Source organism: Candidatus Thermoplasmatota archaeon, from assembly GCA_022848865.1.
GTDB lineage: Archaea > Thermoplasmatota > Thermoplasmata > RBG-16-68-12 > JAGMCJ01 > JAGMCJ01.
In genome coordinates this window covers 1-11,543 of record JAJISE010000054.1, presented here as the reverse complement: position 1 = coordinate 11,543, position 11,543 = coordinate 1, and the positions used below count along the sequence as shown (strand labels likewise).

Annotated in this window: 18 protein-coding genes; 3 read left to right on the top strand and 15 right to left on the bottom strand. The window is 57.7% G+C overall.

The genetic code is table 11. From position 1 onward, the window contains the following. The 13 genes from LN415_08800 to albA all read right to left on the bottom strand — a co-directional run. Window positions 1-345, bottom strand: a 345-nt coding sequence (locus LN415_08800; protein ID MCJ2557184.1) for a hypothetical protein, incomplete at its 3' end; no start/stop codon positions are given. Further along, window positions 342-725, bottom strand: coding sequence for a GNAT family N-acetyltransferase (locus tag LN415_08795; protein ID MCJ2557183.1), 384 nt, complete (start codon window positions 723-725; stop codon window positions 342-344). The genes LN415_08800 and LN415_08795, both read right to left, overlap by 4 nt. 73 nt (window positions 726-798) lie before the next feature. Further along, window positions 799-1,104 (bottom strand): hypothetical protein, encoded by a 306-nt coding sequence (locus tag LN415_08790; GenBank protein ID MCJ2557182.1) that lies wholly within the window; start codon window positions 1,102-1,104, stop codon window positions 799-801. 13 nt (window positions 1,105-1,117) lie between these two features. Further along, window positions 1,118-1,666 carry a hypothetical protein gene (locus LN415_08785; protein ID MCJ2557181.1) on the bottom strand — a complete coding sequence of 183 codons (549 nt, stop codon included), beginning with the start codon at window positions 1,664-1,666 and terminating at the stop codon, window positions 1,118-1,120. Next, window positions 1,648-2,436 carry a radical SAM protein gene (locus LN415_08780; GenBank protein ID MCJ2557180.1) on the bottom strand — a complete coding sequence of 263 codons (789 nt, stop codon included), beginning with the start codon at window positions 2,434-2,436 and terminating at the stop codon, window positions 1,648-1,650. Before LN415_08780 ends, LN415_08785 begins: the two co-directional genes overlap by 19 nt. After that, window positions 2,426-2,884: an NUDIX hydrolase gene (locus LN415_08775; GenBank protein MCJ2557179.1), complete on the bottom strand. Its 459-nt coding sequence runs from the start codon at window positions 2,882-2,884 to the stop codon at window positions 2,426-2,428. Before LN415_08775 ends, LN415_08780 begins: the two co-directional genes overlap by 11 nt. Next, the gene (locus tag LN415_08770) at window positions 2,871-4,148 is read right to left on the bottom strand and encodes an Nre family DNA repair protein (GenBank protein ID MCJ2557178.1); all 1,278 of its coding nucleotides are present in this window, start codon (window positions 4,146-4,148) and stop codon (window positions 2,871-2,873) included. The genes LN415_08775 and LN415_08770 overlap by 14 nt, the downstream gene beginning before the upstream one ends. 70 nt (window positions 4,149-4,218) lie before the next feature. Continuing rightward, a complete protein-coding gene (locus LN415_08765; GenBank protein MCJ2557177.1) occupies window positions 4,219-4,710 on the bottom strand; it encodes a DUF3795 domain-containing protein in 492 nt (163 codons plus the stop codon). A 9-nt stretch (window positions 4,711-4,719) separates the two neighbouring features. After that, window positions 4,720-5,268 (bottom strand): DUF655 domain-containing protein, encoded by a 549-nt coding sequence (locus LN415_08760; protein ID MCJ2557176.1) that lies wholly within the window; start codon window positions 5,266-5,268, stop codon window positions 4,720-4,722. A gap of 10 nt (window positions 5,269-5,278) precedes the next feature. Then, window positions 5,279-5,596, bottom strand: coding sequence for an RNA polymerase Rpb4 family protein (locus LN415_08755; GenBank protein MCJ2557175.1), 318 nt, complete (start codon window positions 5,594-5,596; stop codon window positions 5,279-5,281). A gap of 12 nt (window positions 5,597-5,608) precedes the next feature. After that, window positions 5,609-5,902: a 50S ribosomal protein L21e gene (locus tag LN415_08750; GenBank protein MCJ2557174.1), complete on the bottom strand. Its 294-nt coding sequence runs from the start codon at window positions 5,900-5,902 to the stop codon at window positions 5,609-5,611. A 1-nt stretch (window position 5,903) separates the two neighbouring features. After that, window positions 5,904-7,130, bottom strand: coding sequence for a tRNA pseudouridine(54/55) synthase Pus10 (locus LN415_08745; protein MCJ2557173.1), 1,227 nt, complete (start codon window positions 7,128-7,130; stop codon window positions 5,904-5,906). Between the two features lie 132 nt (window positions 7,131-7,262). Then, window positions 7,263-7,535: a DNA-binding protein Alba gene (gene albA / locus LN415_08740; GenBank protein MCJ2557172.1), complete on the bottom strand. Its 273-nt coding sequence runs from the start codon at window positions 7,533-7,535 to the stop codon at window positions 7,263-7,265. A 179-nt stretch (window positions 7,536-7,714) separates the two neighbouring features. Between albA and LN415_08735 the strand changes: the two genes are divergently transcribed. The 3 genes from LN415_08735 to LN415_08725 all read left to right on the top strand — a co-directional run bounded on the left by LN415_08735 (window position 7,715) and on the right by LN415_08725 (window position 10,075). Beyond that, window positions 7,715-7,876, top strand: a complete 162-nt coding sequence (locus tag LN415_08735) for a preprotein translocase subunit Sec61beta (protein ID MCJ2557171.1) — start codon at window positions 7,715-7,717, stop codon at window positions 7,874-7,876. A 96-nt stretch (window positions 7,877-7,972) separates the two neighbouring features. Continuing rightward, window positions 7,973-8,251, top strand: a complete 279-nt coding sequence (locus LN415_08730) for a hypothetical protein (GenBank protein MCJ2557170.1) — start codon at window positions 7,973-7,975, stop codon at window positions 8,249-8,251. A 354-nt stretch (window positions 8,252-8,605) separates the two neighbouring features. Continuing rightward, window positions 8,606-10,075, top strand: coding sequence for a thiamine pyrophosphate-binding protein (locus LN415_08725; GenBank protein MCJ2557169.1), 1,470 nt, complete (start codon window positions 8,606-8,608; stop codon window positions 10,073-10,075). A gap of 48 nt (window positions 10,076-10,123) precedes the next feature. Here LN415_08725 and LN415_08720 read toward each other — a convergent pair whose 3' ends face one another. Both LN415_08720 and LN415_08715 read right to left on the bottom strand, forming a co-directional pair. Then, on the bottom strand, window positions 10,124-10,627 hold the full coding sequence (locus LN415_08720; GenBank protein ID MCJ2557168.1) for a GNAT family N-acetyltransferase: 504 nt from the start codon (window positions 10,625-10,627) through the stop codon (window positions 10,124-10,126). Between the two features lie 5 nt (window positions 10,628-10,632). After that, a partial coding sequence (locus tag LN415_08715) for an MATE family efflux transporter (GenBank protein ID MCJ2557167.1) occupies window positions 10,633-11,543 on the bottom strand: 911 nt, incomplete at its 5' end.

The following is an 11,543-nucleotide window of genomic DNA, read 5'->3' as shown; positions in this document are numbered from 1 at the left end:
CTTGTTGGCGAACCTCCGACCCCTGTTCCCCTGGTTCGTGTTGGTCTTCTTCTCGTAGTCCTTCAGCAGCGCGATCTTGCCCCGGAACATGCTCGGAGCATCCGGGTTGTGGTGATCGTAGTGGTAGTGGCTGACGGTGAAGACCTTCGCCCTCTTCGCCTTGTCCCTGATCCCTCTCCACAGCTCCGCCCTCCTCCTCTTCTCCGATGGATGCGGAGGCAGACCGTATCTGTGGGGACCCAGGCGCACGTTCGGGTCGATCAGGATGCTGCAGTCCTCGGTCTCGACGAGCGTGCACATGCTCCTCGCGCCCATGCTGTCAGCGGCCAAGGGGACGATCCTCATGGGCTTACTGCCCTCATCCAGGTGTGTTCTCCCCTCCTTCTGAAGCCCATCTCCTCCGTAAGCCTCAAGGAAGGTTCGTTGTCCTTGAATACATGGCCTATCGGCGTCTTGCCCTTCTCGAAGACAGCGTTGATCATCGTCGTGGTTATCGACCTCGCGTAGCCTCTCTTCCTGAATCTCTCCATGACGTGAAGGAGGCCGACCATGATCGCCCGGTCCGTCTCGAGATGGGTCGCATCCCAGGCGACGAGCTCACCATCCACCCTCATCCCGAATGCAAGACCCTTCTCTATCCGGCTCTGGATGTAACGTGCGGAATCCTCTCCCGGGTTCCAGTGCTCGTTGATGGTCTCGGCGTCCTCTGGCACGAGCGGGGACACTTCGTGTCCGATGTCACCAACGAAGTCCTTCCTTTCGAGCGTGTAGAACCAGGAAGGGTTGTCGCTCTGGACGTCAAAGCTCTGTCGGACCAGGTCGGCGGTTCGTGCGTCGAGGGCATGAAACCTGTACTCCTTCCCGCCCCTCGAGGTCGTCGAGCAGAGTTCGGAGAGCCTTCTCGTTTGTACCCGCCATGGACACGATGCGGGGCGAAAGCCGCCCCACCGTCATCAACGCCCGGATGTCATCCATTCGATCGACGAAGACATCGCGCTCGCTCGAGGGAGTATAGAACACGCGATGGATCGGCAGCGCGTTCCAGAGCGGGCGGACGCAAAGGATGCCCCTTGCCTTGGGTCTGAACCTCAACCTCTCGACCATCGATCCCCATCCGTTACGGGGGTTCGAGCCTGAGCTCCACGTAGTAGTCCTCAGCCAATCCCGGGAAGTAGTGGGCGAGAATCGAGCCGCGATCCTCCTCCGGATCGGCCTCTGGCCCCCAGGAGGCAATGAAGTGATTGCTGTAGTTCCCTTCCCACACAAGGTCCTCCGCGATCCAATCCAAGGTGATATCGTTCCCCTCGAGTGTGAGTTTGATAGCATCTTCTTCGGCGGCGCAGCAACCGCTCACGTTGAACATGAGCTTCGCGAGCTGGTCGCCATCGCCTGAGACATACACGAGGAAGAGGGCACCAACACCGTTCATTGTCGTCAAGTTCGCAATGTATGTTGCGGTGTAGTTGGAGTCTCCTTTCGGGCTGCCTGCCTCGTTGACGTAGAAGGAACCCAAGTAGGTTCCTGATGTCGAGCCCTCACACACTTCCGGCTCGGGCAGCTCGTAGAACGCCCATACCCACGCTCCGGCGGCAACAATGACGGCCGCGATCACTAACAAGATGTGTACGGTCTTGATTTCCACGCGCATCAGAAGGCACTCAGGCAATTAATCCCTTTCGTTTCGCAGGAGCCGAATATCCGGTCCACGACGTTGTCGAAATACGCCTTGTCGCGGACGAGGTTCCGCCACTCCCCCTCCATCCCGTGCTCCTCAAGGACAGGTCTGAGCTTCGCCCAGGTGTCTCTCTTCATGTTCAGCTTGTCGACCAGTACCTCGGATGCGCCCGCATCCGTTATGCCATCGAGGAGCCCCTCTATGTCCCTCTCCGTCACCCGAGGAAGTATGGGTCCGATGAAGGCCCAGGTCCTTATCCCCCGTGAAGAGAGGTCCCTCATCGCCACCAGCCTGTCCTTGGATGGCGAGGCTCCGGGTTCGAACGCTCTTCTCCATTTCTCGTTAAGCGTAGTCAGCGTGAATCCCACTTCCACTTCCTCGAACTCGCAGAGCAGATCCGTGTCCCTCAGGATCAGGGACGATTTCGTCTGTATGCTCACCGGGAACCCGTGACGCAGCAGCTGCTCCAGGCACATCCTCGTGATCTCGAACCTCTCCTCCAGCGGCTGATACGCATCGGTCACCGTTCCAATCCCAACGATGCCCTTCTCCCTGGTCCTGAGCTCCTTCGCGAGCATCGTCGGAGCATTCCTCTTGACGTCGACGAACTCGCCCCAGGGGCGCGTCTCCCGCAGAACCGCGCTCGCATAGCAGTACTTGCACCCGTGAGAGCAGCCCCTGTACGGGTTGAGCGCGTAGACCAGTCCAGGAAGACGGGAGCGTGATAGGGCGGATTTGCACTTGACCTCTCTAATCTTCATGGTCGCCCCCGCTCAGCTCCCTCTCGACCTTTCGGAGCATCTTCAGGGTGCCCTTCGTGATGTCGAAATCCCCGAGCTCCACGAAGCGAATCCATCTGGTGTCGGTCACGTCGGAGGAAGGTCTCGCCTTACCGCCAGCGTGCATGCACAGCCAGTACACGATGACATAGTGGAACCTAATCCCATCGTCGGAGTCCCTCCCCACATAGTCGTAGTAGTCAACGAGTCTCTGGGGCTCCACGTCCAACCCGGACTCCTCGAAGGTCTCCCGCACGACCGCGTCCTCGACTGTCTCTCCCAACTCGACCGCTCCACCTGGCACGCTCCACTTGCCCTTCCCGGGTTCCACGCCTCGCTTGACGATGAGGACCTCGCCGTCCCGAACCACGATGGCTCCCACGGAGAGGATGGGGCGGGGCGGGTACTCCCTCGAGCTAGCCTGCGGCAAAATCCTCCAGCCTCCTTTGGTAGAGCCTGTCCTTCAGAAGATGACTGTTCCTTATCCACCTCTTGACCGGGATGGCCATTCGCTTCGAGATGTAGAACAGGGCGCTCCTGAGGCTGTCAAAGCTCTCGTAGGTCTGTCGCAGAGCGTTCCTCACGTTCTCCCTCACGTTCCACACGCCCACCGGTAGGATGTAGCCGGGATGGGCCTCCCTCAGAATGACGGTGCTCGCCTGTCTCCTCTCCGCGACAAGGGATTCGCAGACCGCCAGTCTTGCAGCATAGTAGCATCCGCCGATGTCCGCGTATGTCGTCCGACCCTCATATCCCTCCCAGTCGTTGATAAGCAATATGCGGCTGTTCTTGGCAGGGTTCCAAACGGTCTCGGGATACCACGCCTCAATGAGCTCATATCTCCAGTTCGTGGGCATCATGAGGACGGCCCATCTGTTGTCGAGCCTGGATGACCAGTAGATGCGGTAGTCGTCTATCGTCCCGAACGTCTTCACGACCTCCCTCAGCTCCTTGCCGGTGATATCGTCCACGGCCGTGATGCTCCATCTCGTCGGGACCATCTTCCTCCTTTTCCTCACACCGAAGGCCCCAACGCTGAAGGCTCTCTGTATCTTCGTCACCGGGATCCCCTGCTGATGCAGCTCTATGACGGCATCCTTGGCCAGCAGGTCGTGGTCGCTATGGGCCCGGTCGATCCTTCTGTCGATCCTCAGGTTGTCGACGTTGAATCCCTTGAGCGGTGCCGAGGGTCCCATGGGCTGACTGGAGTCGTCGAGCACAAGCCTCCCCGAGGGCTTCTTGGTGAACTCGGCCTCCACATCCGTTGAATACGTGGCCATGGCGAGTTCCCTCGTGAGGTCCACTATCCTGCCCGGATTCTCGAGCTCGTGAACGGACGTTCTGTGCATCCCCCTGACGAGCTGAAACCTGTAGTTGATGATGTCATCCATGCTCTTGTTCAACCACCTCTCCGGAAGGTCGAGGATCTCCGTGTCCCCGTGGACCGGAGGGACCATCGGTCCGACGTACACTTTGGGATAGCCCAGTCGGCCCACAAAGACGCTAGGAGGGGACGACCCGTCCAGGTCGAGCCTGTCGAGCAAGGGCATGACCTTCGATCGGTGGTAGTACTTCACCAGAAGGGGGCATCTGCTCTTCCCGCACAGTTTCCTCGAACCCTTGCACAGTATGCAGAGCGAGCTCTTCCTGACGCTCTTCGAATCCTGGAAGACAAGATCTGAATCAGGGAGCATCTCCGATTTCCATATCCTCAGCGACCTCATAAACATTGGCGGAGGAGGTGTGTGAAACTGCGTTCTCAAGTCAACATGAGCGATCCGTCAAGGGCCGGGACCGCTCCTCCGCAATCTCGTTCGAGCAGTTAGGGCACTTCTCCGTGTAGTAGGTCACCTTGGTCCTGCAACGAGAGCACCTCCACAACTCATCCTGCTCCTCAAGCCACGCGCTTATGCCAACCTCGGTCATCCTCTCCAGGTTCTCGATGCACAGCGAATGGTGGGGGGCCTGGTCTTCGAACTCGATCAGACGCACACATGGGAAGTCCTCACACTCGAAGCAGAAGGACACGCTCTTCTCCTCATTGCACCGCCTGACCTCGCACTCGGGGCACCAGAACATCGTGAAGTCGCTTCTGCAACCCTCGCACTTGACCCTGTCGATCGGGCTGTTCATCTCCTTCGCGTATCCCGCCAAAGCCTCAAAATCGTCGTCCCGGAATGCCCTGAATATCTCGCAATTCCCGCAGTAAAGGCCGCAAGGGGCGGCGAGCTCGAATCCCGTCTCCTTCTTGAACACCGCCGAGTATTATTTCGCGACGAATAGATGATACTTTTGCTCGGGGTCGGACAGCTCCTGCTCAATCCGCTTGACTATCAGCTTCTCGGGACTGTGGATGTTGGCGACTCTTTTGGCGACCTCGTCGAAGTTCTTGAAGAGCCCTTTCCTCCTCTCCTCGATGACAGCCCACATCGTCTTCTTCCCGAGTCCCGGCAGCAGCTCGAGCATGTGGAATCTCGTGGTTATCGCCTGAGCGTGATTGTAGAACTGGATGAACTTCTCCTCCTTCATCTTGACCACAATCTCGATGACGAAAGGCAGCTCGCTCTGCGCCGCGTTCGTGAGCTCGTCGTAGCTGACCCTCCTCTTCACGTGGAGTATCTGTTCCCTCTTGTCGATGTCCTTCCCGATGTAGACCCTGTCGCCAACGGTGAGCGGTACGTTCTCCTTGGGCGTAAGCTCGAAGAGCTTGAACTCGTCCTCGCCAAGGGCGTACGCGACGGGCTCCCTCTTGTACCGCGACCCCTCGTGTCGTCCGTGAGGAAGGTAATCTAATATGTGCGCGTGGTCCTCCAAGCCCCTCCCCCTAAAGGTAGTTCTCCACGATCTTGATTACCTTCTCGATCTCTTCCTTGCCGAGCGTGAACCGTTCCTTCGCGAACACGGCCCTGACATCATCCGGATGAGTGGGAAGCAGATCTGCGATCTTGTAGGCATGAAACTCGCTCACGTGCTCCAGCTTGGTCAGCTCCTTCACGAGCTTCTTCGCCTTTGCGGGACTCAGTCTGGCGAACGCCTCGGTGTGCTGAAGAGCCAGCAACTGTTCCGGTGCGAGCTCCCTCACCTTCGCTTCCTTTTCGAGTAGTTTCTTCACTTCCCCAAGGGACAAAAGTTTCTCGTCCACGTTCAACCGCCCCTATCTAGACTTACGTAAGTGCTCAGGACGTACGATGACCTGCTTGAACATGTTCCCAGTTTTCACTCTCACCAGGTACGCCCTTCCCCTTCTGGCCAAAATCCTTCCAGTGAGTCCATGGAATCGTGGGTGAGGCTGCCCCCTCTGGACGCTCGGATCTATCACGATGTCCGCGAGGTCCCCCTCCGCGTACTCCACGAAGCGCCTCGTTATTGGAGAGAGTCCCCTCTCCCTTGCTCTCTTCTGGAGCTTCTTTCGCGTCCTTCTTCTCGGGCCTCTCGAGGTTCTTCCCATTTCACTCACTTTCATGTATTCGAATCACGTCGAGCTCATCCACCGCGGCAGGCACTCCGAGCAGTCCGCTGAGACTCGGTGTCGTGCGACCCCCGTCCCCGCTGACGAGCTCCTTCACATAGGTTCCCGCCTCGGCGGTCAGGACGATCTCCGCGGTCTTCGAACCGAGCAGTGTCACGTCCATTTCCAGGATCTTCCTCCGCCTGAGGAGGTCTGCCCTTCTGTGAAGCACTCTGGTGGGTGTTCTCTGAGCGACTTCCGTCCCCTTGAATGACCTAACTACTTCATTAAGGTTTTCTTTCTCCACAGGCTCCTGGAACGTTACCCTCAGGCTGTAGGTCTTGTCGAGCCTGGCTTCCTTCATCTGCACCATCTCCCTCCGGTCGGAGGGTCTGAGCCCGTCCACGCTGACCATCCCTGACGCATTGACCTCTTCCTCGATCGCCCTGAAATCGACGGTCCTGCGCTTCGGCTCCTTCACCTCCAGGACGAAGGGCCGTCCGTCGCCGAGCATCAAGGCGTCCACGTCCTCCCGCCCCATCCCGTGAAAGGAGACCCCGATTCCCCCGGTCCGTTCGATGAAGGGGGCTGCCACGATCTCTTCCACACTCGTCTCGTACATCTTGCCAGTGTTGTTGCATCTCTCGCAACCCTTTCCGAGGCATTCCCTGCACGGCCATCTGGTCTGAGGGATGCCCCTCTTCAGTTTCTTGTATCTGCCGTGCGTGAACAGAGGATTCACCTGGAGCTGTACGAAATCGAACCTCGTGTCCAGGATGGCCATGATGTTGGGCCTCTCGAAGTCCACGTCCTTTCCCGTCGAGGCCTCCACGATCTTGCCGGTCTCCCTGTTGATTTCTGCCTTGATAGGCTCTGCGCGCTCAAGCCGGAAGTCTGACCACAAGGTCTCCTCCTTTTCGACTATGTCCTGGTCTGTGCGGGAGCCGATGAGGAACGTATCGAATTCGAATTCCGAGAGCGCGCTCTCCACGAGCCTGGCGAACTTGGGAATCTCGTCCATGAGACCGCTGCACAACGAGCAGGGGCCTTCACGCTGCACGTCGAGACTTTCGCGGATGGCTTTCCCCCGCTCAGCATTCGTGAAACCCGTCCCGACACGCCCGAACAGTCTCCCCAGGCAGGAATCGCACAGGGCCTCTTCCTTCGGGTATGAGCGGAAGTCAGACGAATCCGCCGCCGTGATGAGTTCCTTGGTAATATCGTCCATTGACAAGCCTCTCGAACTGACGGGTTCGATATAAGTATGTTTCCGACCTCGGCTGGGCCGCTCGGGAGAAAAGCCCAAGCAGCTTGCTGGATACTTGCCACCTCCCCACGGAGACAGTCGGGGTTTTGAGTGCTACTTGCTTATGAATATCTCGATGCTGGATACGTTCGACGTCCGACCATCGTCTCCTGTCAGCTGTTCAGTGGAGATCTGGATGTCCTTTATCTTCGTATCCTGCACGAACCTGTTCTTGGTGATCTCGGCAACATCCACTGCTCTGCTGATGCTCTTTCCGCGGGCCTTGATGATGACTTCGTCAGATCCCGAGTTGAACACTGTCACCACCGCGAGTACGTAGTTCATAGTCGGCTTTTTTCCAATGTACACTGTGTTATCATCTGTCATGTCTTACCTCCCCCGTAAGATGTGTGTTGATTGCCCTCTTGCGTATTTATAGTTTGCCCACTTTGACACATTGCCAGTCAGCCAGTCAGCCACACGCAACATCCATCCCGCATTCCGTCCCCTTCTGAGCGAAACACGTTGGAAATCTATTTATATTTGCGGGCAAATGATACCTGTGGATGCCAAAGCAGAAGAAGGGCGAGGGGTTCCATTCGGCGGCCGGCCTCATCAGGTATTTTGACCAGGAGGATGACAAGGCCCTGAAGATTCCGCCATGGTTCGTCATTGGCTTGGCGATCGGCACGGCCGTCATCGTCGAGATTGCTAGGTACTTCTACTAGCCCCTCTCCGTTCGAACGTGGCTGTCGTTATCCGTCGCGATAATCGTCACGGAAACGTTAATAACGGTGCGATTGTCGGAGGGCTAGGTGAAATACATGAGCGGATACGTAACATACGTGGAAGTGCGCCTGAGTCCCACTAGCGCTGAGCCCGAGCAGATATCAACCGACCTCAAGGACTACGGCTGGAAGCCCGTGTGGGGCAGGTACGACTATGCCTACTATTGGGACGAGACCTGGAACTGGCAGAATGAGCAGGAGTACTGGAAGAAGATCCACGAGCTCCATGACGTTCTGCGTAAGTACAACGTGCACTATTCGTTGAGAACATACGAGAGAGGAAAAGAGGACTTCACAGTCGGCGGGTATCCATAGATACCCCCTTTTCCTCACTTTTCATTTTTCTCGCTATCGAGTCGAGGGCGAACGATATCTCTTAGATTGAGCAGGGGCGCGCTCTTTCGCATCTTCAGTGACCGCGCTTTCCGGACGCCCTCAAATTCGCGAGCCATTCCCTGGGTTCTACGCAGGCATTCGGCGGGATTGAGGCCTGCGGGCAACCTCTATATCCTAACCTTGCCTTTGACCTATCCTGAGGGGACGGAAATGCCCAAGCTTGTAGGCGATTTGATAGTCGAGCAATTGGTCGAGTGGGGAGTCAAGAATGTCTTCGGAATCCCTGGACATACCTGTCTGGGACTGATAGAGGCCATCTGAAAGAACCCCAACATCGACCTCATCCTCGTCAGGCACGAGCAGACCGCTTCTGTAATGGCATCGGGATACGCCAAGCTCACCGGAGACGTGGGAGTGTGCATCACGATCGCAGGCCCGGGGGCAACGAATCTCATGACGGGGCTGTACGACGCCAAGATGGATCGTGCTCCCGTATTGGCCATCACAGGACAAGTGGGCCTCCAGTACATCGGACCCGGGAGTTTCCAGGAGATCGACCAGGATGCTCTGTTTGAACCGGTGTCCCTGTTCAACAAGACGATAAACTCCGGGGAGCAGGCCGTGGAGCTGGTCACGCTCGCGCTCAAGCACGCGATAACGAGAAGGGGAGTGGCTCATCTGACGGTTCCGAACGATGTGCAGGTTCAGGAGGTCGAGGGGGAACCGACGCCCAAGGAGGGCATGATAGCTCCGAAGGAGATGAAGCCCCCTCAAGCACGAATCGAGCGGGCCGCCAAGCTCATCGGCGAGGCGGAAAGGCCAGTGATAATCGCAGGATGGGGATCCGTGGGAGAGTCGGAGAACCTGCTCAGGTTCGGGCAGAAGATCGGGGCGCCTATCGCCACGACATTCAGAGGCAAGGGCGTCATACCCGAGGACCACGAGTACTGCCTCGGCATCCTCGGGATGGTGGGGACTCCAATGGCGAGGAGATTCGTGTCGGACGCCGATCTCCTCATCGTCCTCGGCTCGTCCTTCTCCGATCTGACGGACATCCCCGAGAAACCAACGGTCCAGGTTGACTTCGATCCTATGATGCTGGCAAAGAGGTCACCGGTCAGGCTCGCCCTGCTCGGCAGCATGTCCCCGACACTGCCAGCGCTGACGGAGGCCTGCTCGGGGAATGATTCCGACTACTTCTCGTCAGAGCTGTCCGCGGAGAGGCGGAAGTGGTTCGAGCGCCTCGAGCGGGAAGCCGACCCAAGCGCCGTGCCCATCAGGCCACCGTATATAATCCGGGTGATGAACGAGCTGGTCGACGATGACGCGGTGATCACGGTCGACTCCGGGGACAACACATTCTGGTTCGGCAGAAGCTTCATAACGAAGAGGCAGCGAGTCCTTCTTTCAGGATATCTGGGAACGATGGCATTCGGCTTTCCCGCAGCAATGGGAGCGAAGCTCGCCTCCCCTGACAGGCAGGTCGTCTGCGTGACGGGTGACGGCGGCTTCAGTATGGCGATGGGCGATTTCTCCACAGCCGTCAAGTTCAATATCCCCGCCAAGGTCATCGTGTTCAACAACAGCGAGCTTGCGATGATAAGCGTCGAGCAGAGGTCCGAGGGATACCCGAAGTACTCCACGGAGCTTCTGAATCCGAACTTCGCCGAGTTCGCGACGTCCTTCGGCGGGCTGGGCGTGAGGACAGAGGACCCTTCACGGCTGAAATCTGACCTCAGGCAGGTGTTGGAGCACGATGGACCTGCCCTGCTCGATGTCGTCACGGATCCGAAGAGGTTCTGAGACCGTTCTCGGGGCCCTCTCCTGCGACTGGTCGGACTGAATGCGAGCTCACATGCGGGGAAGCACCTTCAAGTACGTGGCCATGTGGAACTCTTCACCGGTCTCCTCGCTTCTGGTCCTCTTCACCTTCTCCACGTGGAATCCCATCTTCTCGTAGAACGCCCTTGTCCTCTCATAGGGCTCATATTCTGTCAGTTCGGCGACGGTCTCCACGCGAACCTCTCTGACCCCGGCTCTTCTCAACTCATCCTCCACGACCGCGTACAGCTCCGAGCCAATTCCCTTCCTCTGGGACCCGGGCTCCACCCCGATCCATTTGATGTCCGCCTTGTCGTCCACTGTTGTGTGCATGATGAAGCCCACGATTCTTCCGCCCTCTCTTGCCACGTGAGTTCTGTGAACGCTCAGATCACGAGGAATGGATGTGCCAATGGCGATGTTGTCGAACCAACGCGGACTGAGACTCTTCGCAACGCGCATCACTCCCTGCCGGTCGTCTTCGATCGCCTCGCGGATGTTCACATTCCCGGGAAGAATCCGATTGGACTTCAAGGTTTCTACAGCACTTCCGCAACGTCCTTGGCTTTGGGCGGCTCCGCTATGACACTGCGTTGCCACGTTCCCCGCGAAACCCAGATGACCGCCAGAATGGCACTCACCAGATTGCTTAGCGCCATTCCTATCCAGATTCCGCTAGCGCCGTAGCCCAGCGTGAAAGCCAACACAAACGAGAACGGTATCCTCAACATCCACAGTCTCACAATACCAAGGACCATCGTGGGAACGGTGTGGCCCGACGCCATGAACGCAGACTGGGCGGTCGCGAAGATGCCGAAGAACGCGATCGAGAGCCCGAATAGAGCGAAGAACCTGGCCCCTTCTTCAATCACTATCGCGTCGTCGATGAAGACTCCGATGATCTCCGCTCTGAAGACGTAGAAGATGGCTGAACAGATGAACAGAAAGACCGCTGTCAAGGCCATGGTTCTGTACAGAATCTTACTGGCCCTTTCCTTCTTTTGCGCCCCGAGACATTGCCCCATCATCGTGACCGCGGCACCCGTCAGACCTCCTGTGATGATGAAGACGATACCGATCACCCTGTCCCCTATGCCGTACGCTGCAAGCACCTCCGTGCTTATGCCCGCCGTGAAGGCGACCATTATCACGAACCCGAGTGCGACCATGGAGTGGCCCACTGAAGCAGGGATCCCTATCTTGAAGATTTGCTTGGCCCTGTCCTTTTCTATCTTGAGGTCAGACACCGATATGGTCAGGGTTCTTCTCCCTCGGAAAAGGAGGTGAAGAGCGACGAACCCGCCAATGCTGCGCGATATCAGCGTCGCTATTCCGGCTCCCAGGATGCCATAAGCAGGAACGAGCCCGTCGACGCCCAGGATCAGGATAGGGTCCAGGACCATGTTCAGACCAACGCTGAACGCGATGATGTACATCGGCGTCCGGGTGT